This window comes from Micromonospora sp. WMMB235 (assembly GCF_001855515.1).
GTDB lineage: Bacteria > Actinomycetota > Actinomycetes > Mycobacteriales > Micromonosporaceae > Micromonospora > Micromonospora aurantiaca.
On the sequence record NZ_MDRX01000001.1, the window covers coordinates 5,755,289 to 5,780,000 of the forward strand.

The window sequence follows — 24,712 nt, forward strand, 5'->3', positions numbered from 1 at the left end:
TTCCTCTACCGGAGGCGTTAAGAGGGGGCCCTTCCTTTCACCTGGTGGTAAGCGGGTGAGTCCGGCGGCGGCGCCGATCGGGTCCCGGGTAGCGTCAGCGGACATGACGGTCGTGCATCCGATCACCCGGGCCTGGATCACCACTGGCGGCACCGGCGCGCAGAACTACGACGAGTTCGCCGACGACGCGGAGATCACCTCCATCGTCGAGGCGAATCCGCACAGCGCCCTGGGCATCGAGATGCCCCACCGGGCGCCCGGCAGCCTCGGGAAGTCCTTCCTCGACGCGTTGCCGGACGCGGTGGCGCGCCTGGCCGAGGCGAAGGCGGACGGCAGCTACACGCCCGCCGAGCAGGTGGTGGTGCTCTACCGGATCAGCGCGCCGGGCGAGGAGAGCGCGTACGGGCTGTGGGCCATGGTCGACACCGACCAGATCTCCACCCGCGCCGACGAGCCGGGCCTGGTGATCCGCAACGAGGACGTGTTCATCGCCAAGGTGCGCGAGCGCGTCGCGCTGGCCGAGGCGCTCGGTCACCTGCTCTCGCCCGTACTCCTGCTCCAGACCGGCAAGGGCGACGAGCTGCACGCCGCGCTCGCGGCGGCGACCGACGCGGCCGGCGCGCCCGCCGCGACGGACGTCGACCAGTCCGGCCGGACGCACGCGATCTGGCTGCTCGGGCCGGGCCCGGCGCAGGACGAGCTGACCGCGCTGGCCGGCGGCGGGGAGCTGGTGGTCGCGGACGGCAACCACCGCAGCCTGGCCGCGCAGACCGGCGGTTTCCCGCGCTTCCTGGCGGTGGTCACCACGCCCGCGTCGGTCGCCATCCAGCCCTACAACCGGCTGGTCAGCGAGCTGACCACCACGCCGGACGAGCTGCTCGACCGGCTCCGGGCGGCGGGCGCGGAGGTCACCCCGGTGGACGGGCCGGTCGACGTGCCGGCCACCGGCGGCGTCGTGCACCTCTACCTCGGCGGCCGGGGGTACGCGGTGACGCTGCCGCACGTCGGCGCCGCCCGGCTGGAGAACCTCGACCACGCGCTCGTCGAGCGCCTGCTGCTGCGCGACGCGCTGGGCCTCGACCCGGGCGACAAGCGGATCACGTACGTGGGCGGCGACTACCCGGCGAGCTGGCTCGTCGGTGAGGTGGACGCCGGCCGGGCCGAGCTGGCGGTGCTCGTCGCGCCGGTAACTGTCGACGACTTCGTCGCGGTGAACCTGGCCCGAGAGAAGATGCCGCGCAAGAGCACCTGGTTCACCCCGAAGGCGCGGGCCGGCCTGGTCGTGGCCGAGCTGCCGCACTGACCGTGTGACGAATCCGCCTCCGGGTCGCCGCCCGCGCGCCGGCCCGGAGGCGGGCCTGTCAGACTGCGCGGTATGCGCGTCTACCTGGGATCCGACCACGCCGGTTTCGAGTTGAAGGTGCACCTCGCCAACCACCTGGCCAAGCAGGGCTACGAGGTGGTCGACGTGGGACCGCACGTCTTCGACCCGGACGACGACTACCCGGCGTTCTGCCTGCACACCGGTGACCGGGTGGTCGGCGACCCGGGCAGCCTCGGCGTGGTGATCGGTGGCTCCGGCAACGGCGAGCAGATCGCCTCGAACAAGGTCGCGGGCGTCCGGGCGGCGCTCGCCTGGAACGTCGACACCGCCCAGCTGGCCCGCGAGCACAACGACGCGAACGTCGTCGCCATCGGCGCCCGGCAGCACACGCTGGACGAAGCCACAGCGCTCGTCGAGGCGTTCCTCACTACGCCGTTCTCCGGCAACCCCCGGCACAGCCGGCGCATCGAGCAGGTGGCCGCCTACGAGCAGAGCCGCCGCCTGCCCGAGCTGCCCGCCTGAGCGGACGCCTCCGGCTCACCGCCCGTTGCGGGGCAACTCCTCGCGCGGCACCCAGTTGCGGCGGATGAGCACCACGCGCTGCTCGGCCTCGGCGAGGTCGTCCTCGGTGGGGCGGGCGGCGTCCCGTGCCCGCAGCGCGGCCGTCACGCTCACCTGCGACGAACCGGAGCCGACCAGCCCGCGCAGCCCGCGCTCGCCCTCCTCGGCGGGCGCGGCGGCGCGGCGTCCCCGGGGCTCCGGCTCGCCCGGCCGGCCGCCGCGCGGTGACCGGGGCGCCACGTCGTCGTGTACCGGTGTCGTACTGGCAGTGGTGCCGCCGGTGCCCGTGCCGTCGGCACCGGTACCGGCACCGGTTCCGGCGGTCTCCGTCGGCGGGGCGGCCTCGCCTTGATGCCGCAGCCGCCGTCGCCGTCGCTCCGCCTCACCCATCCCCCGACCGTACCGTCCCCATGGCCACCCGCGCGCCGCTCGTACCCCGCGCTTCCCCGCACACGCTCCCCGGCGTACCCGATCCAGCCAGCCTCCGCCGATCATGGAGTTGTGGTGCCCGGAGTGCCCCGTGAGCGAGGTATGCGAGGTGCCACAACTCCAAGGTCGACGAGGCGGGCGCCGACGATCACAAACGGTTTCCCCGACGGGTGTGCGGGGCCCGCTGCTGCCAGCGCTCCCTGCTCCCGCCCGCCGCACGATCATGAAGTTAGCCGGGACAAACCGGACGGTTTGCGCCGCTAGCTTCATGATCGCCGGGCCGGTCCGGGGCCGGGCCGGGCGGAGTGGGGCGGGCGGGCGGTCAGAAGACCTCCATGGGGGAGGGGGTGCGGTGCCAGGTGAAGGCGGGCGTCAGCGCGGTCAGCGTGTGCGGGATCAGCTCCCGGACGCGGCCGGCGGCGGCCAGCGCGTACGGGCTCGCGCCGCCGAGGTACAGCTCGCCGAGAGCGCGTACGTCACACGCCAGCCCGGCCGGGGCGGTGGTGGGCGTGCACTGCGCGCCGTCGCGTCCGCCGACCAGCCGCCAGCGGCCGGTGTTCTCCTTCAGCAGCTCGTCGGTGACCTCGATCACCACGTCGACGTCCGTGGCGTAGCGCCGGGCGGCGAGCGCGGCCGGCACGTCCACCACCCGTACCCAGAGCGCGTCGGCGAGCTGCGGGGAGAGCTGGCGGGGCTCGTCCACCAGCCGCAGCAACGGCTCGTCCAGGGCCGCGATCGGGAACGACAGCCGGCGGGTCAGGTCGACCGAGAGCAGCAGCCGCCACAGCGCCGTGTACGCCTCGGGCGTCGCCGCCACCACCTCGCCGACCTGCACCTCGGCCTGCGGCCCGGTGGCCGACGAGCTGTCCTTCGTCCGGTAGAGCGCGTACCCGTCGAGGCCCTCGGCGCCTTCGTGCAGCAGCACCCGGCGCTCGGTGGCGCCGCCCCGGTGCGCCTTGAGGTCCGCCAGCACGTACGACCACCAGCGCTCGTCGCGCCGGGACCAGCCGGGACGCTCGGTGCGGACCCGCTCGTACAGCCGGGCCAGCTCGTCCCGGTGCGCGTCCGGACGGTCCAGTCGCAGCCTGCCCTCGGCGGGCGCCGGTGCGGGCAGCCGCAGGCCGGTGGTGTCCACCGACAGCACGTAGCGCGGGGCCGCGGACCCGTAGCCGAAGCGGGGGTAGATGCGGCCCTCGCTGGCCCAGAGCACCGCGATCGGCTCGCGGCCGGCGTCGCGGACGTCCCGCAGCTGGCGCCGCATCAGTGTGGTGAGCAGGCCGCGCCGCCGGTGCGTCGGCGCGACCGCGACCATCGTCACGTGCGCGGCCGGCAGGTCCGCGCCGGGCACCGCGAGGTCGCGGCTGAACGCGGCGGCGTGCGCCACCGCCGTGCCGCCGTCGCGGACCAGCAGCGACCGGTCCGGCTCGAAGATCGGGCGTTCGAGCGCCTGCACCTCGGGGTCGAGATCGCCGTGGAAGGCCAGCGCCAGCAGCGCCGCGATGTCGTCGAAGTCCTCGGCCCGGGATACCACCACGTCAGTCACGGCACGTGTGTATCGCACCGCGATGGGGGTCGGCACCCTATTTGCGGGCTGGCTACCCTCGGAACCGGGGCCGGAATCGGTCGAGGGGGAGGACGAAGATGGCGGACCAGACACAGCCGTGGGCCGAGCGCACCGTGGAGGTGCCGCCCCAGCCGGGGGTGGTGCCCCCGCAGCGGGACGCGTTCCAGCGCGGGGTGGCGGCGGTCGGTCAGCCGCGCCCGTCGCGTACGCCCCGTACCGAGCAGTTCCCCACCGTCGAGCACGGCGACTGGGCGGCGGAGCCGGCGCCCCGCCGGCCGATGAGCTGGCACCTGGCCCAGGCGCGCAAGGGCGGGGAGCTGAGCGCCGCCGGTGCCCTGTTCGCGTTCGTGTGCTGGGGCATCTGGGCGATCTCCGGCCGGGGCAACCTGGTCGCCCCGCTGCTGACGTTCGTGCTCAGCCTGCTCACCGCGGTCGGCCTGTTCGCGCTGGCCCGGCTGCTCGGCCGGCTGATCCTGGAGCGGCAGTTCGGCCGGGTGCGCCGCAGCGCCCGGGGCGCCCACCTGGTCACCGCGTTGTTCCTGGTCGGCGTCGGTGTGGCGTATCTCCAGCAGACCGAGTGGGTGGTCTCCGCCTGGAACTGGGTGACCGGCAACTGAGCCGACAGGTCGTCCGTCCGGTAGGCGCCGGACGGACGACCCGGGGCGTCGATGTCAGAAGGTGGTCGGCGCGCCGGCCGTCTGGCAGGCGGCGTTGATGTCCTTGCTGGCCTTCTCCATGGCGGGGTTGTCGGCGGCGGTGCCCGGGTCGGCGGCCGCGCCCGCCTTGCCGGCCTCCGCGCCGAACTCCTTCAGGGCGGTGGCCGCCTTGCCGTCGCCGGCGGTCGCGGCGAGCTCGGTCACCCGGTCACCGAGTTCGGTCAGGATCGCGCCGGTCTTCTTCGTCAGGTCGCCGCCCGCCTGCACCACGGTCATGAGCTTCGCCCGCATGTCCTTGTTGATCTTCTCTGCGGCGGTGCAGAGTTCCTTGTCGCTCATCGCGGCCGCCGACGGCGAGGGGGCAGCCGAGGAGGGTGCGGCGGAGGCCGAGGTGGCTGCCGGCCCGGCCGTGGTCGAGGGCTTCTCGTCGCCGCACGCGGCGAGGCCCAGCACGGCACAGGTCAGGAGGATCGGGAAGATCCGGTTCGTTTTCACGTCTGGGCACGCTAGTCGATGCCCGTCATTGATCAAACTCGGTTTGCCCGGGTCGGCCCCGGGATGCGCGGGCGGGCGGCATTCGCGCCGCCCGCCCGCGTGCCCGGCCGCGGTACGCCGCGACACCGGTCGTCGCTCCACCAGGACCGTGCTGCCTTACCCCGCCCCGCGGGCTTCATCCGTCGCCCGTTGGGCTGAGCCGTCGCCGCTGCTCGTCGGCCTTCGGCGACGCGACCCGGGCCGCCGGGTCCTCGACGCCCGGGCCGCCGGAACGACAGGCGACGGGTACCGCCCACCGCCGTGAGCGGCCGTTCAGCGAGCCGGGGCGTGCTTCCGGCGCACCGGACCCGTCCGGCCGTCGTGCCGGCGCGTTGCCGGGGAGCAGCATGACGGCATGGGCGCGTATCGATCAGCGTACGAGCGGAGCATCGCCGACCCGGCCGGCTTCTGGCGGGACGCGGCGGCCGACATCGACTGGGTCATCCCGCCGGAGCGCATCCTCGACGACTCGGCGGCGCCGCTGTACCGCTGGTTCCCCGACGGGGTGCTGAACACCTGCCACAACGCGCTGGACCGGCACGTCGCCGCCGGGCGTGGCGACCAGCCCGCGTTGATCCACGACAGCCCGGTGACCGGCGCGGTACGTACGCTCACCTACGCCGAACTGCTCGCCGAGACCGCCCGGTTCGCCGGGGCGCTGCGCCGTCTCGGCGTCGGCCGGGGCGACCGGGTGCTGCTCTACCTGGCGATGGTCCCGGAGGCGGCGATCGCCATGCTGGCCTGCGCCCGGATCGGCGCGGTGCACTCGGTGGTCTTCGGCGGCTTCGCCGCGCACGAGCTGGCCGTCCGGATCGACGACGCGCGGCCGAAGGTGGTGGTGGCGACCTCCTGCGGCATCGAGGCCGACCGGGTGGTGCCGTACCACCCGATCCTCGCCGCCGCGCTCGACGAGGCCGCGCACGCGCCGGAGCGCTGCGTGGTGGTGCAGCGCCCGCAGGAGCCGGCCCCGCTGGTGCCCGGCCGCGACCTGACCTGGGCCGAGGTGATGGCGGACGCGGAACCGGCGCCGTGCGAGCCGGTGGCCGCCACCGACCCGCTCTACGTCCTCTACACCTCCGGCACCACGGGCCGGCCCAAGGGCGTGGTGCGGGACAACGGCGGGCACGCGGTGGCGCTGCGGTGGTCGATGCGCAACGTCTACGGCATCGAGCCGGGCGAGGTCTTCTGGGCCGCCTCCGACGTGGGCTGGGTGGTCGGCCACTCCTACATCGTGTACGCGCCGCTGCTCACCGGCGCGACCACCGTGCTCTACGAGGGCAAGCCGGTCGGCACCCCCGACGCCGGGGCGTTCTGGCGGGTCGCCGCCGAGCACCGGGTGGCCGCCCTGTTCACCGCGCCCACCGCGATCCGGGCGATCCGCCGGCAGGACCCGGACGGCAGCCACATCTCCCGGTACGACCTGAGTGCGCTGCGTACCCTCTTCCTCGCCGGTGAGCGGCTGGACCCGGACACCTGGGCCTGGGCGGGGGAGCGGCTCGGCGTACCGGTGGTCGACAACTGGTGGCAGACGGAGACCGGCTGGCCGGTGGCGGCCAACCCGCGCGGCCTGGAGCCGCTGCCGATCAAGCCGGGGTCGCCGTCGGTGCCGGTGCCCGGCTACGACGTGCGCGTGGTCGACGGTGCGGGCCGGGACGTGCCGCCCGGCACGGACGGCTCGATCGTGATCCGGCTGCCGCTGCCGCCCGGCTGCCTGCCCACGCTCTGGGGTGACGACGAGCGGTTCGTCCGCTCCTACCTGTCCACCTTTCCCGGCCACTACCTGACCGGCGACGGCGGCCGGTTCGACGAGGACGGCTACCTGTACGTGATGGGCCGCACCGACGACGTCATCAACGTGGCCGGGCACCGCCTGTCCACAGGCGCGATGGAGGAGGTCCTGGCGACGCACCCGGCGGTGGCCGAGTGCGCGGTGATCGGCGTCGCCGACGCGCTCAAGGGGCAGGTGCCCAGCGGGTACGTGGTGCTCAAGGCCGGCGCCGACGTGGACCCGGACGCGCTCGCCGCCGAGCTGGTCGCGCTGGTCCGGCAGCGGATCGGCCCGGTGGCCGCGTTCCGCCGGGTGACAGTGGTCCCGGCACTGCCGAAGACCCGGTCCGGGAAGATCCTCCGCCGCACCATGCGGGGCCTGGTGGAGGGGCGCGACGAGCCGGTCCCGGCGACCATCGACGACCCGGGCGCGCTCGCCGTGTTCCGCGACCTCGGCACCGCGGACTGAGCCAGGCAGGGCCGACCCGCCCCGGACGAGCTGAAGCGGTCCCCGGCCGGACTCCACCGGCCGGGGACCGCTTGCGGTCAGCGCCGGACCGGGTTGCCGGCGGCGTAGTCGCGGGCGACGCGGACCAGTTCCACCAGGCCGCCGGCGTACTCCTGCGCCTCGGCGTGCGCCTCGTCGAACGGCGGCTGGAAGCCGACGCCGTCCCACTGACCGGTGGTCTCGTTCCACCTGTCGTTCCCGACCTCGAAGTCCCAGGCGAAGATGCCCAGCTCGTAGTAGAGCTGGTCGGCCGAGTTGCCGGCCGCCGAGTAGAGCACGTCGGCGACCGGGCCGGTCTGCGACGGCCAGGTGACGGTGCCGCGCTCGGCCGCGATCGCGCCCACGATGCGCCGGGCGCTGCCCAGGAAGAGTGTCGACTCGTCGATCGACGGGCGCGGCAGCGTCACCCGCCCGTCGGCCTTGTACGCCCCGGGCGGCCACATGAAGTAGCCGCCGTACGAGTGCACGTTCATCGCGAACTTGATGTTCGGGTGGGCCTTGGCCAGGTCGATCACGTTGCGGCTCTCCGGCTCGGACAGCTCCGCCGTGCCCGCGTAGTTGCCGGACAGGCAGTTGGCGCTCGCGCCCACGTACCCGTCGAACAGGGATCCGACCGTGTAGTTGCGGTTGACGTCGACGCCCCACATGGTGCGGTTCTTCGGGTCACGGGAGGCGCCGGTGCAGTGGTTGACCAGGTTCTTGCGCTGGAAGTTGTAGTCGTGGAACGAGTAGTTCGCGCCGTCCGGGTTCACAGTCGGGATGACGAACACGTCCACCTGCTCCAGCAGCTTGCGGGTCGCCGCGTCGGTACGCGCGTTCGCCAGCAGCCGCTCGGCGAACTCCAGCGTGACGAGCGGGGTCGCCCACTCGCGGGCGTGCTCCTGCGAGTACGCCAGCACACCGATCCGGGAGCCGTCGCGGTGCTTGCCGATCCGCAGCGCCTGCACCGTCCACGGCCGGGCCGGCACCTCGGTGCCCTGCAAGCCGTCGTCGAGGCGTACCGGCCCGGCCACCGGCATCGGCAGCCCCGCCGAGCCGTCCTCCACGCTGGCCCGGAAGCGGGCGCCCCGCGGGGCGTTGATCAGGGCGGCGACGTCGTCGGTGGTGCTCGTCACAGTGCCCGCGCCGTCGGTGGCCAGCGAGATGGTCAGCACCCGGTCCCGGTAGCGCATGTTCAGCGGCCGGTTCGGCCGGCCCGGGTCGACGGTGCGTACCTGCACGCCGTTCATGCCCTGGTCGCCGAAGCGGACCGACTCCACCACCACGGCGGCGGCCGCCGGGTCGCCCAGGTAGGCGGCGGCGGTCCGGCGGTATCCCTGGGTCTTGTTCGGCAGGTCGATGACGTCCACCAGGTCGCGGTACTGGCGGCCGAGCCGGGCGATGCGCGCCTTGATGTCGACGGGCGTCAGGTAGGCGTCGATGAAGTCCTTCTGATAGCCGGCCGGCTGCGGCGGCGGGGTCGCGTTCGGCCAGAGCGACGGCGTCATCGGCCGGCTCGTGCCGCCCAGCGTGGAGGTGGCAGTGAGCTGCACCGGACGGCTCGGCACCGGCTGCGGCAGCGCGTAGTGGTACTGGTACTCGCCCGAGTCCTCGAAGCGGTACAGCGGGAATGATCCGGTGGCGCCGTCGGCCGTCCGCCAGCTCACAGTGATCTCCACGTCCGGGTCGTCGGTGGCGGTGGTGGCGACCTGGGCCTGGAGGAACGTCCGGCCGCCGGTGGTCCACCAGTACGCCTGGAGGAACTGGAGCGTGTCGACAGCGGCGGCGCCGCTCGTATGCAGCCCGGCGCGGGTGCGCTCCTGCGCGGCGCGGCGGCTCTCGGCCAGGTGCCGGGCCCCGTCGTCGGCGCGCTGCACCACCTGCACGGCCGTGGCCCCCTGCCGGGTGAGGTCGGCGAGCTGCCGTCCGGTGAGGACCAGGTCGGCGGTCCACTCGCCGTCGCGCGAGCGGGGACGGTTGGCCAGGTCGGCGCCGCCGGCCACCAGGCGGTCGAGCTGCGCCCGGTCGGCGAGCCGCACGCGGACCAGCGCGGTCTCGGTGGGGGCGAGCGTGATCGCGGGGGAGGGCGGTGCGGCGGCGCCCGGCCCGGGATGGGCCAGCGCCGCGGCGATCAGGATGCTGGTGGTGGCGAGTGCGGTCCACCGTCGTCGGACGATCACGGGGCCTCCTGACGAACGTCGATCTCTCTGCCGTTCACACCAGCCGAGGCATCGATCGCTGTCAAGCTCAGTTCCGGTCAGCCGGCGAACCGGTACAACCGGAACTCCTTCTCCGCGCCGCACACGAGCATCTCGGTGTTCCACGAGCAGGACTCGCTGCGGATCTGCTTGAGCTGCCCCATCTCGACCGGTTTGCCGTCCACCGCCGTCCCGGCGAGGACGCGGTCGTCCTCGTACGCGCTCGGTGCCTCGGAGAAGATCAGCAGGTTGCCGGCGTCCAATCGGACCGCCGTCCCGTCCCGGTCGCGCAGCACCGCCGTGCCGTCCGGCGCGAACAGCGTCACCGCGTCCGGCGAGTCCCGCCCGGCCAGCACGTGCTCACCGACCGGCACCAGCGACTCGGCACGCGGCGCCGGCCACTGCCGGGTGCCCTCACCCTCGGTCGCCGCCACCACCCGCGTGTCGTCGGCGCCGCTGCCGGGCGTCTCCAGCAGGCACACGCGGCGCTCCCCGCAGGTGACGAGATCCTTCACCCGGCCGCCCTGTTCCGGCGCCTCGTACAGCACGCCCGGCGTGCCGAGACCGCCCAGGTCGTAGGCGAGCAGCCGCAGGCCGCGCTCGTTCTCCGCCACGTACAGCCGGTCGTCGCGGGCGGCCACCGGATCGTCGAGCCCGGCGACGTTGCCCCGGTCCTTGAGGATCTTCCCGCTGCGCATGTCGACGACCCGGAGCGACCGGTCCGCGCCGACCTGCACGAGCCGGTCCGCCTTCCCCGCCCACGGGGCGAGCGGCGAGCCCTCGGCGTTGCCGGGCCCGTCCAGCGCCGCGCCGGTGCCGACCGGTACCACCTTCGTGCGCGCGTCGCCGTACTCGGTGCGCGGGTTGGGCCGCTCCCACCGCTGCCGGCCGTCGTCAAGTCGCAGCCCGACCAGGCGTTCACCGGCGCGGTCCAGCCGGACGATCGTGTCGGGCCCGAGGTACAGGGTGTCGTCGCGACCGACGTCGGTCCGCCAGCGCTGGTCGCCGGAGTCCTCGTCGAGCACCGCGAGCACGCGGGGGGTGTCACTTCCGGTGGCATCGCCGAGGACGAGCAGCCCGTCGGGCAGCGCCCGGATCCCCGCCCACCGCTGCGCTGTCGCGTCGGTCCGCCTCTCCCAGACCGTCTTGCCGGTGGCCGCCTCGACGGCAGTCACGTGGAGGTGGTCGTCGGGCAGCGAACGGGCCAGGTAGGCGCGTTCCCCGAGCGTCGCGGTGAACATCTGGTCCGGCCGCGCGTCACCGGCGGCCACAGTCTTCACCAGCTCCGCGGTGTGGAAGTCCAGCGCCGGGTGCCGGTCCCGGAACACCCAGAGCAGCACCGACGCCGCCACGGCGACGACCACCAGGCCGGCGCCGAGCGCGATCCACCGGCCACGCCGTGACCGGCCGCCGCCCGGCCGGACACCGCCCGGCGCGGGGGAGAAGGGCGCCCCGGGTACGCCGGGCTGCCAGCCGCCGGGCGGGGGAGCGGACGGTCCGGGTACGCCGTAGCCCGCGGCCGGGTGCGGCGGAACCGGACCGTGGGCGGCCGGCATGCCGTCGTACCTCGTGGGCTGTGGCGGAACCGGGCCCGGTGTGCCGTCGTACCTGGTGGCGGGGGTCTGCGGGACGGGGCCGTCGGCGACCAGCGTGCCGTGCGGTCCGGCGGACGCCGCGTCCGGACCGCCGAGCGGCGCGGTCGGGTTCGGCCTCGTCGCACCGGCCGGGACCGTGGCGGCGCTCGCCGTGCCGGCGTCGGTCCCGCCCGCGGGCGGCGCGGGCCGTGTCGATTCGGGCTGGGCCGGCGCGGGTGGTGCCGGCGCGGCCTGGACCGGCACGCCGGGACGGCCGGACCGCCGGGGCAGCGGCAGGTCGGTGAGCGCGCCCTCGGCGACAGGCATCTCCGGCTGCTCCAGCACCGTCGGCGCGATGCCCAGCTCGGCGTGCAGCAGCCGGGCCACCAGCGGCACCCGGGTCGACCCGCCGACCAGGAACAGACCGGATAGCTGCTCCGGACGCAGCCCGGCGGCGGCGGTCACCTCGCGAGTCTCCGTCACGGCCCGGGCCAGCAGCGGCGCGGCCAGGCGTTCGAAGTCCTCCCGGGACAGCGGCACCGCCGCCTCCACCCCCGGTACGGCGACCGGCGCCACCATGGCCCGGGACAGCATCTCCTTCGCGCCGCGCACGTTGTCCCACAACTGCTGGCGGTCCCGCCGCTCGGCGGTGGTCGTCGCGTCGGTCAGCCGGGCCCACTCGCCCGGATGGGCCGGGCCGACCAGCTCGCCGAGCCGCCCGAGCAGGGCCGCGTCCAGGTCGAGACCGCCGAGGTCGGGGATCCCGCCGGTGGCGACCAGCTGGAAGCCGGAGTCTCCCCACGGATCGGCGCCCTCGTTGCGCAGCACCGCCACGTCGAGCGTGCCGCCGCCGAAGTCGAACACCGCCACCGCGCCGCCCACCGGCACCGGCCGGCGCAGCACCTGCGTGAAGTAGCGTGCCGCGGCCACCGGCTCCCGCAGCAGGCGGGTGCCGGGCGCGATCGGCCCGGCGAGCGTGTGCTCGGCTGCCGCCGGCCAGCCGGCGAGTTCCAGCGCGTCGTGCAGCACCTGACGGCGGGCCGGCGTCCAGGCCGCCGGGTGGGTGACCACCGCCGGGGGCAGCATCCCGACCGCCGCCACCGCTGCGTCCGCAACCGCGCGCAGCGTCGCGGCCAGCAGCTCCGCCGGCCGGTACGCCCGCCCGCCCAGCTCCACCGTCTCCTCGTCGACCCGGCGCTTCGGGTTCGGCTCGTAGCCGGCCGGGTCGGCCTGGGCGAGGCGCTGCGCGTCCCGCCCGACGTGCAGGTGCCCGTCCGCGTCGGCGTACACGCCGGACGGCAGGATCGGGTGGCCGTCGACGAGGACCGGCCGGGTCCGCCCGTCCGGCCAGCGCAGCACCGCCACCGTGTTCGAGGTGCCGAGGTCCACGCCGAGGGCGAAACCGTCCTGCTGGCCTGCCATCCGCGGCTACCTCCACCACCCGACGAGGATGTCCGGCCCGCATCGTACGCAGGCCGCGCCGCCTCGCCGCGCACCCGGCCCGGGGGAATGGACTGGCCGGTCCGGCGCCCGGCCGCATACCGTCGCCGTCATGAGGGTGATCTCCGTCAACGTGGGCCGACCGCAACCGAACCCGTGGAAGGGGATCGGCGCCACCGGCATCGACAAGCGGCCCGTGGACGGCCGGGTCGCCGTCACCGCGCCCGGCCCCAAAGGCAACGGCGACGTCGGGCTCGCCGGTGACCGGGTCTACGACGTGGCCCACCACGGCGGCACCGACCAGGCGGTCTACGCGTACGCCCGGGAGGATCTCGACCACTGGGAGGCCGAGCTGGGCCGCCCGCTCGCCGACGGCAGCTTCGGCGAGAACCTGACCACCACCGGGCTGGACGTCAACGGCGCGCTGATCGGCGAGCGGTGGCGGATCGGGCCGGACCTGGTGCTGGAGGTCTCCTGCCCGCGCATCCCCTGCGGCACGTTCCAGGGGTGGCTGGGCGAACGCGGCTGGATCAAGCGGTTCACCGAGGAGGTACGGCCCGGGGCGTACCTGCGGGTGGTCACGCCGGGCAGCGTCGGCGCCGGAGACCCGGTCGAGGTCGTGCACCGGCCCGACCACGACGTGACTGTGGCGCTGGTGTTCCGGGCCACGACGCTGGAGACGGAGCTGCTGCCCCGGCTGCTGGTCGCCGATGCGCTCCCCGAGGCGGACATGGCGCGGATCCGCCGCCGCTTGACCTGAACCGCACTTCAGGTCGGACGCTCCCGGTGTGCTGAACTCCGTACTCGACGAGGCGTACGAGCGCGTACGCCACACCGGTCCCGAGCGCGACGGGTGGCTGTCCAACCACGTGCCGGTGACTGGCTCGACCTCTTCGACCGCGAGCTGGCCGGCGACCCGTGGCGCGACGTGCCTGCCCGGCTCGCCGCTGTCGTCGACGCCGCCGTGGTCCGGCACGGCACACACGGGTACGCCGGTCCCGTGATGCTCGTGCACGCCGCCACCGCGCCGAACGCCGTCCTGCGAACGCTGCCGGCCCTGCCGCCGGCGCTGTGGCAGCCGAGCCTGGCCGCCGCCTGGGCGGCGACCGCCGCCGTCACCGCCGCCTACGCCCCGGCCGGGGCCCGTGCCCTCCCGCCGGCCGCCGGGCCGGAACTCGACGAGGTCATGGCGCGGGCGCTGGACACCGGGGACGCGCACGCGATCAAATTCATCGACACCCTGAGCGACGCGTACGCCCGCAGCGGCGACCCGGCCCTGCTCGCCCTGGCCGCCCGATCCGTCGAGCAGATCGCCGCAGACTGAACACGTGGAGGGCTGATGACACCCGACGACGAGGCGTTCCTGCGCCGCGCCGTGGAACTCGCCGACCGGGCCGGCGCGTCCGGCGAGCGGCCGTTCGCGTCGCTGCTCGTCGGCGCGGACGGCACCGTCCTGATCGAGGACCACAACACTGTGGTCTCCGACAAGGACGTCACCGCCCACCCGGAGCTGAAGCTGGCCCGCTGGGCCGCCCGGCAGCTCGCCCCCGAGGCGGCCGTCGCCACCACCATGTACACCAGTTGCCAGCCCTGCCCGATGTGCACAGTCGCGATCAACGCATCAGGCCTCGGCCGGGTCGTCTTTGCGCTGTCCACCGAGCAGTTCGAGCAGGTCAAGCCCGCGACGCCCGCGCCGCGCCCGGTGCGGTACGACGGGCCGGCGCTGTTCGACGAGGCACGCCGGCCGATCGAGGACCACTACTAGGCACGTCGGCGCTTCTCCGCCTGAGCGCCGAGATCGCCTCCGCTGCGGGGCACCGCGGACGGCGTGCGACGCCTACGCTGTGCCGCACGGCGACAGGGGGTGGGCCGGTGGGGCGTCGGCTGGGGCACGTCGCGATGGCGCTGCTCGGCGCGCTGCTGTTCGGCACGGCCGGCCTGGCCCTCGGCTCCTGGTACGGCGGCCGGGGCGCCGAGCCGCTGAGCGCCGAGGCAACTCGGAGCGCGGCCGGCGAACTGCTTCCCGGTGTCGAGCCGAGCGGCTCGACGACAGTGCAGGGCTACCGGTACGGCGTCTCTCTGGCCGCCGACGAGGTCGGCGGGAGCCGGATCGAGTTCCAGTACGGCGACGGCGCCGCCTGCGCGCTGTCCGAGCAGATGCGGCGGGCCGCCGAGACGCGCGGATGGCGGGAACTCCGTCGGGTGCCGGGCGCCTCGTGCGACGGCTGGCGGGCCGAGCGAGACGGGATGACGGTCACGCTCACCCACCCGGCGCACGGGTCGAGGCTGAGCATCACGCAGTCCGCCCCCGGAGGGTTCCGCGCCGCCACGATCACCGGCACCCTGCTCGGCGCCGTCGCCGGTGCGGTGCTGTTCTGGGTGGTGGCGCGGAGTCGTCGGCCCGTACCCCTGCTGGTCGGCACCCTGGTGACCGTCGCCCTGTTCCCTGGGGCCGCCCTCACCTGGACGGATCTGGCCGTGCATCGGCTCGCCGAGCCGGTGTGGCCCGTTTGGCGCGGGCTCGCTCCCGTGCTGGTGCCGCTCTGGCTCGTGCTCCTTCTGATCGGCGTGATCGTCCTCGCGAAGCGACGGGATCCGGCCGTGCCCGTCACCGATCCGGTCGCTACTGGTCGTGCGGGCTGATCAGTGGACGCCCGACTCGTCGTACGGCACGCAGTCCCGGAGGGTGTTCGCACGCCCGCGGACGACCGCGAACACCGGCCGGGACAGCACGACATCGCCCACCCGCTGCACGCGCATGGAGCTCCTGTGAAGCGCCGTCGTCGGTTCCTGGCCGCCGCGCTGGCCGTCATGCTGTGCACCGGCTATCTGGTGAGCACCCTGGGTCACCGCCTTGACCACGGCAGCTCGTGGTGGCACGGCGCCGACGCGGCGTCTCGCACGGAAGGGTCGACGACCGAAGTGCGCTTCGCCTTCAGCCCTGGCGGGCAGATCACCTTCGGTGTGTCCATCCGCAATCCCGGGCCGTGGCCCGTCACGATCACGGGGGTCGCGGTCGACGACGGTCCTGCCGACCGGCACGTGTTCAAGGTCGCTCGACTGACAGCGGGCAGTCCTGTCGGCGAGCCCGCTGCTCTCGTGTTCGATCCGGCTACGGCGTCACCCCTCCGGTCGACCGAAGTAGGACCGGGAAGGGAACTGCCGGTCTTCGTGACGATCACGATTCCGGACGTCGAGCAGGCGCCCGGGGGAGGACTCGTCTTCGACGACCTCGCGATCGGCTACGACGTGCTCGGCCTGCCTCGCCACCAGCGGGTGCCGATGGGTTTCCGCTTGTTCGTCCATTCGCCGCGCGGCTACGTTCCCGGCGAAGACCGGGAGCGGCCCGGGAACTAGAACGCGATCCCAGGGTGCGGGCTAGCCTGACCGCCGTGACGTCGATCGAGCAGCGTGAACGGGACGTCTGGCCGGACCCCGGCCCGGAGGCCACGTCTCTCGTGAGGCGCTGCGTGGAGCTACGACGCAAACCGCTGGCTGAGTTCACGGTCGAAGACCTGCGCATCATGCTCGGGCAAGAAATCGGCGTGCCGGCTCTGCTACCTCTCGCGTTGCAGGTCCTGCTTCGCGATCCGTTGGCGGAGGGCGACTACTACCCGGGTGACCTGCTCGCCAACGTGCTGCGGCTCCCCGAGCCGGCGTGGTCGGGCCTGCGACCCGAACGGGAGCGGCTGCGATCTGTTCTGGCCGAACTCGTCGCCGATCGCCCGTTCTCCGACCCGGACCTTGAACCTCGCGAGCCGGACCGGCATCTGCGCGACGCCGTCGTGGGGTTCCTCGGTCGATGAGAGCGGCGGGGGTCATCTGCCGGCGAGGTGCTCTGGTGGCATCATCGATCCGTGCCTGTGATCGAAGTTGTCCTCGGTGACATCACCCGAGAGGACGTCGATGCCGTCGTCACCGCGGCGAATGAGTCGCTGTTGGGTGGCGGCGGTGTGGACGGGGCGATTCATCGTGCAGCCGGACCGCGGCTGGCCCAGGCGGGTGCTGCCCTGGCACCGTGCGATCCGGGCGACGCGGTCGCCACGCCGGCGTTCGATCTGGACCCACCGGTACGCCATGTCATTCACACCGTCGGCCCGGTGTGGGAAGGCGGCGGCTACGGTGAGGCCGATGTCCTGGCGTCGTGCTACCGGCGCAGCCTTGAGGTTGCCGATGAGATCGCCGCTCGCCGCGTCGCCTTCCCCGCCATCGCTACTGGTGTGTACGGGTTCCCGACCGACCAGGCAGCGAAGATCGCGATCTCGACCATCAGAGCGACACCGACGAACGTCGAGCACGTCCGCCTGGTCGCCTTCGACCAGGCCACGTACGAACTGCTGGCTTCGGCGCTCCAGGGGCCCAGCCGTTGAGTTCGTGAGGCGGATCCTCGCAGGCGGCCGGAGCAGCTGATGGCCACGGCTGGCCCGAGCGGGAAAGTCGCCGACCGGCCCAGGCTCGGGGGATGCGTCCTCTGACCGGGGCCGGAGGCCGTGGAGCGGGCGACGGGAATCGAACCCGCACCGTCAGTTTGGAAGACTGAAGCTCTGCCATTGAGCTACGCCCGCGAGCGCCCCACCACAGCAGGGCGCGCCGACAGCGTACCGAATCACCCCCGCCGCCGTGCAGCGCGTACCCCGCGCACGCCGCCGACTGTCAAGATCCACACAACTTCGGCGAGGTGGCGCCTTCCTGCGCCCCCGGACCCAGCCACTTCCCCGAAGTGGCGCCCGACGCCACCCGACGCCACCCGACGCCACCCGGCGGCACCCGGCGGCACCCGGCGGCGCCCCGGCGGCGCCCGCCACACCGCGCGCCGTGCCCCGGTCACCCGCGCGAGGGGCCGGACGGCATACACTCTTCGTCGCCACCGGGGTGTGGCGCAGCTTGGTAGCGCACTCGCTTTGGGAGCGAGGGGCCGTGGGTTCAAATCCCGCCACCCCGACTGTCGTTCGCGACCGGATCGTCCCGGGAACCGCCGGTTTTTTTCGCGCGGTACCCGGGCCCTGCCGATGCCGTCGGCCGGCTCGCCTACACTCGATGCGCGCAATCACGCCCCAGACTCAACACCCAGATCCGTCAAGGAGTACGCCTGTGAAGAGCACCGTCGAGACTCTGAGCCCGACGCGCGTGCGGCTCGCCATCGAGGTGCCGTTCGTCGAGCTCGAGCCGAGCCTCAAGAAGGCGTACCGGGAGATCGGCCAGCAGGTCCAGGTTCCCGGCTTCCGCCGGGGCAAGGTCCCCAGCGCGGTGATCGACCAGCGGGTGGGCCGGGGGACCGTCCTCAACGAGGCGATCCAGGAGGCCATCCCGCAGAACATCCTCGCCGCGGTCCGGGAGCACGACCTGAAGACGCTCGGCCGTCCCGAGGTCGACATCACGGAGTTCAACGACGGCGACTCGCTCAATTTCACCGCCGAGGTGGACGTCCGGCCGGAGATCACCCTGCCGGACCCGGCCACCATCGAGGTGACCGTCGACGAGATCCAGATCGCCGACAGCGAGATCGACGAGCAGATCAACAGCCTGCGCGAGCGGTTCGCCACGCTGAAGACCGTCGAGCGGGCCGCCCAGGAGGGCGACTTCGTGCAGATCGACCTGAACGCCACTGTTGACGGCGAGGAGGTCCCGGGCGGTTCGGCGAGCAACATCTCGCACGAGGTGGGCAGCAAGCAGCTCCTGCCGGGTCTGGACGAGGCGCTGGTCGGCCTGGCCGCCGGCGACAGCACCACCTTCACCACGCAGCTCGTCGGCGGCGACTACGCCGGCCGTGACGCCGACGTGGCGGTGACCGTCCGCACGGTCAAGGAGAAGGAGCTCCCCGAGCTCAACGACGACTTCGCGCAGATGGCCAGCGAGTTCGACACCATCGACGAGCTGCGCGCCGACCTGCGGGAGCGGGTCACCCGGGGCAAGCAGGTCGAGCAGATCTACGCCGCCCGTGACAAGGCCCTGGAGCAGATGGTGGCCGCCGCCGAGGTGCCGGCGCCCGAGGGCGTCGTCAAGGAGGAGGTCGAGAGCCGCAAGGCCGCGATGGTCGACCAGCTCGAGCGCATCGGCGCCTCCCTGGAGGAATACCTCGCGGCGGAGGAGAAGACCGAGGAGCAGATCGACACCGAGCTGACCGAGGCGGCGACCGACGGCGTCAAGATCCAGCTCCTGCTGGACACCCTGGCCGACGCCGAGGACGTGCAGGTCTCCGACGACGAGTTCGGTCACGAGATCGTGCACCGTGCGCAGCGCGCCGGCATGGCCCCGCAGCAGTACTACGACCAGCTGGTCCGCTCCGGCGCCGCCGCGGCCGTCTTCGGCGACGTCCGCCGGGGCAAGGCGCTCGCCGCGGTGATGGAGAAGATCAAGATCAAGGACTCGGCGGGCAACGAGGTCTCCCTCGACGCGCTGCGGGCCCAGAACGAGGCCGAGCACGACCACCAGCACTGACCATCGGGGGTGTCGGCCGCCGTCCCGCGCTGCGCGCCGGGAGGCGGCCGAAACCCTTTCCGGGGTACGCCGTGCGGGTGACTGCGCTGAGAGCGAACAGTGCCCCGACCGGGAGTACGCCTCCCGGCTGAGCGGTTAGTGTCGGGTAGGACGGTACGGAGAGCGAAGGGCTGCCATGACCGACATGCACATCCCCAAGAAGTCGCTCCGGGTGAACGAGGCCCGCGGTGGCGACTCCATTGGCAACCTCGACGACTCGGTCTACAACCGGTTGCTCAAGGAACGGATCATCTTCCTGGGCAGTGAGGTGAACGACCAGGTGGCCAACCGCATCTGCGCGCAGCTCCTGCTGCTCGCGGCGGAGGACCCGGACCGCGACATCTTCCTCTGGATCAACTCGCCGGGTGGCTCGGTCTACTCCGGCATGGCGATCTACGACACCATGCAGTACATCGACAACGACGTCTCGACCGTGGCGATGGGCATGGCCGCCTCCATGGGCCAGCTGCTGCTCTGCGCGGGCACCAAGGGCAAGCGCTACGCCCTGCCGCACGCGCGGATCATGATGCACCAGCCCTCGGGTGGCCTCGGCGGCACCGCGTCGGACATCGCGATCCAGGCCGAGCAGATGCTCTACACCAAGCGGATGTTCCAGGAGCGGGTCGCGTTCCACACCGGCCAGTCCCAGGCGCAGATCGAGGCGGACTCGGACCGTGACCGCTGGTTCACCGCCCAGGAGGCCATGGACTACGGCTTCATCGACAAGGTGATCATCGGGGCCGCGCAGGTTCCGGATGGCGCCGGGACCCTGAGCTGACCGAGGAGCTGACGATGACCGACCTGAGCCTGCCGCCCCAGTTCGCGGCCGTGCACAACCGCTACGTTCTGCCGTCGTTCGTCGAGCGCACGTCGTACGGGATGAAGGAGTCCAACCCGTACAACAAGCTCTTCGAGGACCGGATCATCTTCCTCGGCGTGCAGGTGGACGACGCGTCGGCCAACGACGTGATGGCCCAGCTGCTGACGCTGGAGGGCACCGACCCGGACCGCGACATCATCATGTACATCAACTCGCCCGGTGGCTCCTTCACCGCCATGACGGCGATCTACGACACCATGCAGTACGTCCGCCCGGACATCCAGACCGTCTGCCTCGGGCAGGCGGCGAGCGCGGCGGCGGTGCTGCTCTCCGCGGGCACGCCGGGTAAGCGGATGGCGCTGCCCAACTCCCGGATCATCATCCACCAGCCGGCCACCGAGGGCGGCTACGGCCAGGGCTCGGACATCGAGATCCAGGCGCGGGAGATCCTGCGGATGCGGACGCAGCTGGAGGACATGCTCTCCCGGCACTGCAACCGCCCGATCGAGCAGGTTCGCAAGGACATCGACCGTGACAAGATCATGACGGCCGAGGAGTCCAAGGAGTACGGGCTGGTCGACACGATCCTGACCAGCCGCAAGAAGGGTCTGCTGGCGTCGCACGCCGCGGGCTGAGCAACGTGTGGTCGGAGGTCGGTCGGGGTATCGTTCCCGGTCGACCTCTGACACACCCGTTTTGGGGGTCGGAGAAAACCCGGCCACCGGGTAACGTCGGGTCTGTACCGCTCCGCCGGTCGGATCAGGTGGAGCCGACAGCATGGTGGGACGACAGGACGGACGGGCGCTCCGGCGCTCGCAGGTCAGGGCCGGCGTTCCGGCCGACGAGTGCAGGGAGAACGTAGGTGGCACGGATCGGTGACGGCGGCGACCTACTGAAATGCTCGTTCTGCGGCAAGTCGCAGAAGCAGGTCAAGAAGCTCATCGCGGGCCCTGGTGTCTACATCTGCGACGAGTGCATCGACCTCTGCAACGAGATCATCGAAGAGGAGCTGGCCGAGTCCGGCGAGGTGAAGTGGGAAGAGCTTCCCAAGCCGATGGAGATCTGCCAGTTCCTCGACAACTACGTCGTCGGTCAGGAGCAGGCCAAGAAGGCGCTCGCCGTCGCGGTCTACAACCACTACAAGCGGATCCAGGCCGAGGCCGCAGGCGCGCCGGGCTCCGGCACCGACGGCGTCGAGCTGGCCAAGTCGAACATCCTGCTGCTCGGCCCGACGGGTTGCGGCAAGACGCACCTGGCGCAGACGCTCGCCCGGATGCTCAACGTCCCGTTCGCCATCGCCGACGCCACCGCGCTCACCGAGGCGGGCTACGTCGGTGAGGACGTCGAGAACATCCTGCTGAAGCTGATCCAGGCCGCCGACTACGACATCAAGCGCGCCGAGACGGGCATCATCTACATCGACGAGGTCGACAAGATCGCCCGCAAGTCGGAGAACCCGTCGATCACCCGTGACGTCTCCGGCGAGGGCGTGCAGCAGGCGCTGCTGAAGATGCTCGAAGGCACCGTCGCCAACGTGCCGCCGCAGGGCGGGCGCAAGCACCCGCACCAGGAGTTCATCCAGATCGACACCACGAACGTGCTGTTCATCTGCGGTGGCGCGTTCGCCGGGCTCGACCAGATCATCGAGGCCCGCACCGGCTCCGGCGGCACCGGCTTCGGCGCCCGGCTCCGGTCGGTGTCCGAGCGGTCGACCGACGACATCTTCAGCCAGGTCATGCCGGAGGACATGCTGAAGTTCGGGCTCATCCCCGAGTTCATCGGCCGGCTTCCGGTGATCACCAACGTGCGCAGCCTCGACCGCAGCGCCCTGGTGCGGATCCTGACCGAGCCGCGCAACGCGCTGGTCCGGCAGTACCAGCGCCTGTTCGAGCTGGACGGCGTCGAGCTGGAGTTCGAGCAGCCCGCGCTGGAGGCCATCGCCGACCAGGCCATGCTCCGCGGCACCGGCGCCCGCGGCCTGCGGGCGATCATGGAAGAGGTGCTCCTCTCCGTGATGTACGAGGTGCCGAGCAACCCCGACGCCGCCCGGGTGCTGATCACGCGCGAGGTCGTCCTGGAGAACGTCAACCCGACGATCGTGCCCCGCGAGTTCACCGGCCGGCGCCGGCGGGACCGCGAGGAGAAGTCGGCCTGATACCGCCGTTCGCGACCGCGCCCGGGTCAGCTCGGGCGCGGTCCGCGTGAGCGGGTCCGCCGGTCCCACTCGCCCGACGGGGTGACCACCACCATCATCAGGCGCACCGGCCCGTCACCGGCCGTGCGATAGCCGTGCTCCCGGTCGGCGTGGAACTCGACCGTCTCGCCGGCGCGTACGTCGTGGTCGACGCCGTCCACTGTGACAGTGGCGACGCCGTCGAGCACGTGCAGGATCTCCCGGGTGCCGTGGGCGTGGTCGGGGGACCGCAACGCCTCCCCGGGTTCCATCCGCCAGTCCCACAGCTCGACCAGGTCGGGTTCGCCGAGGCCGCTGAGCAGACGCGCCAGGCCGCCGTTGGGGCCGCGCCACAGCACCGGCGCCTCGTCGGCCGCGCTGACCCGCACCGTGCTCTGTTCGGCCGGCTCCAGCAGCCGGGCGATGCTGACGCCGAACGCGTCGGCGACCCGGCAGAGCGTGCCGATGCTCGGGTTGGTGCGCGCCCCCTCGATCTGCACCAGCATGCCCTTGCTGACTCCGGACCGGCCGGCCAGTTCCTCGAACGACCAGCCGCGTGCTGCTCGCAGGTCACGTACCTGGCGGGCGACCGCTGAGGTCACCGCGCCGACCCGTCCACCGGTATCGGTCATCACACTGTCCTTCACGGTCACTATTGTGGTACGACTGCGGGATGCTCCCCATTGTCCTCGCCGCCGTGTCCGCGCTGGCCTTCGGCACGGCCGACTTCGCCGGCGGCAAGGCGTCCCGGCGCGCCGACCCGATCGCCGTGACTGTCGTGTCGCAGATCCTCAGCGTTCCGCTGCTGCTCGTCCTCGTCCTCGTGGTGCCCGGCACGCCGAGCCCGCTCGACCTGGGGTGGGGACTGCTCGCCGGCGTGGCGGGCGCGGGCGGCGTCATGCTGCTCTACCGCGCGCTCGCCACCGGCGTGATGGCTGTCGTCGCGCCCGTCACCGCGATCACCGCGGCGATCGTGCCGATCGTCGCCGGCCTGGTCCTCGCGCACTCGCCGGGTGCTGTTGCGCTCGGCGGCGCCGGGCTCGCCGTGGTCGCCATCGGGCTGGTCAGCCTGGGGGAGCGCGGCGCGGCACGCCGCGTCTCCGGCCGCGTGATCGGCATGGCACTGGCCGCCGGACTGCTCTTCGGCGTCTTCTTCGCGCTGCTCGGCCAGGCCGACGAGGCCGCCGGCATGTGGCCGGTTCTCGCGGTACGCGTCAGCTCGATCGCGTTCGGCCTCGCGCTCGCCGTCCGTACCGGCGCACGCCTGCGCCTGGGGCGACGGGTGCTCGGCTGGGCCGCGGCCGCGGGCCTGCTCGACTCCGCCGCGAACGCGCTCTTCCTCGCCGCGGCGGGCCGGGGGCACCTGAGCGTCGTGGCCGCGATCGCCTCGCTCTACCCGGCGAGCACCGTCCTGCTCGCACTGGCCGTCGACCGGGAAAGACTCCGGCCGGCACAGGTCGCGGGGCTCGGCTTCGCCGCGGCGGCGCTCGTCCTGTCCAGCGTCTGAGCCCTGTCGCGCGCCTGCTTCCGCCCGTACCCTCGGGTCATGCGCGTCGCCGTCTGCCAGCTCAACGCCCGCGACGACCGGGCGGCGAACCTCGCCGCCGCCGAGGCCCTGCTGGTCAGGGCCGCGGCGGCCGGCGCGGACCTCGCCCTCCTTCCGGAGTACGTCGACTACCTCGGTCACGCCGACCGGATGCCGCCGGCCGAGCCGGTCGACGGCACTGTGGGGCGGTTCTTCGCGGAGACCGCCCGCCGGCTGGGCATGTGGGTGATCGCCGGCTCGTTCCACGAGGCGGGTCCGGACCCGGCGCACACCTGGAACACCTCCCTGGTCTTCGACCGCGAGGGCGCGCTCGCCGCCGCCTACCGCAAGATCCATCTGTACGACGTGGAGATCCCCGGCCGCGTCTCCTACCTGGAGTCGGCAACCGTCGCGCCGGGCGAGAAGCCAGTGGCGGTCGACGTCGAGGGTCTGCGGGTCGGTCTGTCCATCTGTTACGACCTGCGGTTCCCGGAGTTGTACCGGCAGCTCGCGACCGACGGCGGCGCCGAACTGCTCGTGGTGCCCGCAGCGTTCATGATGCACACCGGGCGGGACCACTGGGAGGTGCTGCTGCGGGCCCGGGCGATCGAGAACCAGTGCTTCGTGGCGGCGGCCGGACAGACAGGTGACCACGACCCGGGCCGGACCTGCTTCGGGCGCAGCATGGTGGTCGACCCGTGGGGGACCGTGCTGAGCCAGGTCGCCGACGGCCCGGGGCTGGCGGTCACCGAGATCGACCTGGAGCGCCTGCGGACGATCCGCGCCGAGCTGCCCAGCCTGGCCAACCGCCGGCTCTGATCGCGGTCAGCCTCCGAAGAGCAGGCCCAGGGCGGCGATCCCGGCGATCGCCGCCGCGGTGACCAGGAGAGCGGTGGTCATCCGGGAGGGGCCGCGCCGGGCCAGGCGCCTGATCGACAGCACCAGTACGGCGAGCACGACGGCCCCGATCACCAACTGCCAGAACGGCAGCAGGAGGCCGAGCAGAGCGTCCTCGGCGACGGCCGGGACCGGGGACGGATCATCCATGCCGACCACTCTGGCACGGGACCGCTCCGGAACGCTCTCTTCGGCGCCGGCATTCCGGTGGACCCGTCACGCTCGCCCAATGACGATCATTGATTTGCCTTCCGGGGCGGGTCCGCGTAACTTTCTCTCTGCACGC

At 72.9% G+C, this 24,712-nt stretch carries 23 protein-coding genes, 2 tRNA genes and 1 pseudogene; 18 read left to right on the forward strand and 8 right to left on the reverse strand.

Features of this window, described 5'->3' with window-relative positions; genetic code table 11:
* Positions 1-103: 103 nt before the first annotated feature.
* Together BFV98_RS25615 and BFV98_RS25620 are read left to right on the forward strand one after the other, a co-directional pair.
* The gene (locus BFV98_RS25615; protein WP_071098028.1) at positions 104-1,303 is read left to right on the forward strand and encodes a DUF1015 family protein; all 1,200 of its coding nucleotides are present in this window, start codon (positions 104-106) and stop codon (positions 1,301-1,303) included.
* A 72-nt stretch (positions 1,304-1,375) separates the two neighbouring features.
* Positions 1,376-1,846: a ribose-5-phosphate isomerase gene (locus BFV98_RS25620; RefSeq protein ID WP_013288048.1), complete on the forward strand. Its 471-nt coding sequence runs from the start codon at positions 1,376-1,378 to the stop codon at positions 1,844-1,846.
* A 15-nt stretch (positions 1,847-1,861) separates the two neighbouring features.
* Here the strand turns inward: BFV98_RS25620 and BFV98_RS25625 are convergent, their stop codons facing one another.
* The gene (locus tag BFV98_RS25625) at positions 1,862-2,275 is read right to left on the reverse strand and encodes a hypothetical protein (RefSeq protein ID WP_071098030.1); all 414 of its coding nucleotides are present in this window, start codon (positions 2,273-2,275) and stop codon (positions 1,862-1,864) included.
* A gap of 361 nt (positions 2,276-2,636) precedes the next feature.
* Positions 2,637-3,857 (reverse strand): GNAT family N-acetyltransferase, encoded by a 1,221-nt coding sequence (locus tag BFV98_RS25630; protein WP_255368244.1) that lies wholly within the window; start codon positions 3,855-3,857, stop codon positions 2,637-2,639.
* Positions 3,858-3,955: 98 nt separating this feature from the next.
* Between BFV98_RS25630 and BFV98_RS25635 the strand changes: the two genes are divergently transcribed.
* A complete protein-coding gene (locus BFV98_RS25635) occupies positions 3,956-4,495 on the forward strand; it encodes a hypothetical protein (RefSeq protein ID WP_013288045.1) in 540 nt (179 codons plus the stop codon).
* A 54-nt stretch (positions 4,496-4,549) separates the two neighbouring features.
* Here the strand turns inward: BFV98_RS25635 and BFV98_RS25640 are convergent, their stop codons facing one another.
* Complete coding sequence (locus tag BFV98_RS25640; RefSeq protein WP_013288044.1) at positions 4,550-5,029, reverse strand: hypothetical protein; 480 nt, start codon at positions 5,027-5,029, stop codon at positions 4,550-4,552.
* A 328-nt stretch (positions 5,030-5,357) separates the two neighbouring features.
* Between BFV98_RS25640 and BFV98_RS25645 the strand changes: the two are divergent.
* A pseudogene (locus BFV98_RS25645) lies at positions 5,358-7,304 on the forward strand (propionyl-CoA synthetase); the annotation flags it as partial.
* A 77-nt stretch (positions 7,305-7,381) separates the two neighbouring features.
* On the opposite strand, the gene BFV98_RS25650 reads toward BFV98_RS25645, so the two are convergent.
* Both BFV98_RS25650 and BFV98_RS25655 read right to left on the reverse strand, forming a co-directional pair.
* Positions 7,382-9,502, reverse strand: a complete 2,121-nt coding sequence (locus BFV98_RS25650) for a M14 family zinc carboxypeptidase (RefSeq protein ID WP_071098034.1) — start codon at positions 9,500-9,502, stop codon at positions 7,382-7,384.
* Between the two features lie 77 nt (positions 9,503-9,579).
* A complete protein-coding gene (locus BFV98_RS25655; RefSeq protein WP_071098036.1) occupies positions 9,580-12,516 on the reverse strand; it encodes an Hsp70 family protein in 2,937 nt (978 codons plus the stop codon).
* A gap of 130 nt (positions 12,517-12,646) precedes the next feature.
* Between BFV98_RS25655 and BFV98_RS25660 the strand changes: the two genes are divergently transcribed.
* The 7 genes from BFV98_RS25660 to BFV98_RS25690 all read left to right on the forward strand — a co-directional run bounded on the left by BFV98_RS25660 (position 12,647) and on the right by BFV98_RS25690 (position 16,904).
* Positions 12,647-13,294, forward strand: coding sequence for an MOSC domain-containing protein (locus BFV98_RS25660; RefSeq protein WP_071098038.1), 648 nt, complete (start codon positions 12,647-12,649; stop codon positions 13,292-13,294).
* Between the two features lie 93 nt (positions 13,295-13,387).
* Positions 13,388-13,858 (forward strand): questin oxidase family protein, encoded by a 471-nt coding sequence (locus BFV98_RS25665; protein ID WP_071098039.1) that lies wholly within the window; start codon positions 13,388-13,390, stop codon positions 13,856-13,858.
* 15 nt (positions 13,859-13,873) lie between these two features.
* Entirely contained in the window at positions 13,874-14,299 is a 426-nt protein-coding gene (locus tag BFV98_RS25670; protein WP_030273332.1) for a nucleoside deaminase, read from the forward strand.
* Positions 14,300-14,406: 107 nt separating this feature from the next.
* Complete coding sequence (locus tag BFV98_RS25675) at positions 14,407-15,177, forward strand: hypothetical protein (protein WP_071098041.1); 771 nt, start codon at positions 14,407-14,409, stop codon at positions 15,175-15,177.
* A 126-nt stretch (positions 15,178-15,303) separates the two neighbouring features.
* Positions 15,304-15,891, forward strand: coding sequence for a hypothetical protein (locus BFV98_RS25680; protein ID WP_071098043.1), 588 nt, complete (start codon positions 15,304-15,306; stop codon positions 15,889-15,891).
* A 35-nt stretch (positions 15,892-15,926) separates the two neighbouring features.
* Positions 15,927-16,340 carry a contact-dependent growth inhibition system immunity protein gene (locus BFV98_RS25685; RefSeq protein WP_041784201.1) on the forward strand — a complete coding sequence of 138 codons (414 nt, stop codon included), beginning with the start codon at positions 15,927-15,929 and terminating at the stop codon, positions 16,338-16,340.
* A gap of 51 nt (positions 16,341-16,391) precedes the next feature.
* Complete coding sequence (locus tag BFV98_RS25690; protein WP_143025357.1) at positions 16,392-16,904, forward strand: O-acetyl-ADP-ribose deacetylase; 513 nt, start codon at positions 16,392-16,394, stop codon at positions 16,902-16,904.
* Positions 16,905-17,025: 121 nt separating this feature from the next.
* Here BFV98_RS25690 and BFV98_RS25695 read toward each other — a convergent pair.
* Positions 17,026-17,099, reverse strand: a tRNA-Gly gene (locus tag BFV98_RS25695).
* Positions 17,100-17,402: 303 nt separating this feature from the next.
* Here BFV98_RS25695 and BFV98_RS25700 point away from each other — a divergent pair.
* The 5 genes from BFV98_RS25700 to clpX all read left to right on the forward strand — a co-directional run bounded on the left by BFV98_RS25700 (position 17,403) and on the right by clpX (position 21,986).
* Positions 17,403-17,476: transfer RNA gene (locus BFV98_RS25700), tRNA-Pro, on the forward strand.
* Between the two features lie 149 nt (positions 17,477-17,625).
* Complete coding sequence (gene tig, locus BFV98_RS25705; RefSeq protein WP_013288036.1) at positions 17,626-18,972, forward strand: trigger factor; 1,347 nt, start codon at positions 17,626-17,628, stop codon at positions 18,970-18,972.
* 175 nt (positions 18,973-19,147) lie between these two features.
* Positions 19,148-19,789 carry an ATP-dependent Clp protease proteolytic subunit gene (locus tag BFV98_RS25710; RefSeq protein ID WP_013288035.1) on the forward strand — a complete coding sequence of 214 codons (642 nt, stop codon included), beginning with the start codon at positions 19,148-19,150 and terminating at the stop codon, positions 19,787-19,789.
* A gap of 14 nt (positions 19,790-19,803) precedes the next feature.
* The gene (locus BFV98_RS25715; protein WP_013288034.1) at positions 19,804-20,466 is read left to right on the forward strand and encodes an ATP-dependent Clp protease proteolytic subunit; all 663 of its coding nucleotides are present in this window, start codon (positions 19,804-19,806) and stop codon (positions 20,464-20,466) included.
* A 227-nt stretch (positions 20,467-20,693) separates the two neighbouring features.
* Positions 20,694-21,986, forward strand: a complete 1,293-nt coding sequence (clpX, locus tag BFV98_RS25720) for an ATP-dependent Clp protease ATP-binding subunit ClpX (RefSeq protein ID WP_013288033.1) — start codon at positions 20,694-20,696, stop codon at positions 21,984-21,986.
* 26 nt (positions 21,987-22,012) lie between these two features.
* Here clpX and BFV98_RS25725 read toward each other — a convergent pair whose 3' ends face one another.
* Complete coding sequence (locus BFV98_RS25725) at positions 22,013-22,636, reverse strand: helix-turn-helix domain-containing protein (RefSeq protein WP_013288032.1); 624 nt, start codon at positions 22,634-22,636, stop codon at positions 22,013-22,015.
* A 41-nt stretch (positions 22,637-22,677) separates the two neighbouring features.
* Here BFV98_RS25725 and BFV98_RS25730 point away from each other — a divergent pair, with 41 nt between their 5' ends.
* Entirely contained in the window at positions 22,678-23,511 is an 834-nt protein-coding gene (locus BFV98_RS25730; protein ID WP_047893683.1) for an EamA family transporter, read from the forward strand.
* Between the two features lie 39 nt (positions 23,512-23,550).
* Positions 23,551-24,348, forward strand: a complete 798-nt coding sequence (locus tag BFV98_RS25735; RefSeq protein ID WP_071098047.1) for a carbon-nitrogen hydrolase family protein — start codon at positions 23,551-23,553, stop codon at positions 24,346-24,348.
* Positions 24,349-24,354: 6 nt separating this feature from the next.
* Here the strand turns inward: BFV98_RS25735 and BFV98_RS25740 are convergent, their stop codons facing one another.
* A complete protein-coding gene (locus BFV98_RS25740; RefSeq protein WP_013288029.1) occupies positions 24,355-24,576 on the reverse strand; it encodes a hypothetical protein in 222 nt (73 codons plus the stop codon).
* Positions 24,577-24,712 lie beyond the last annotated feature (136 nt).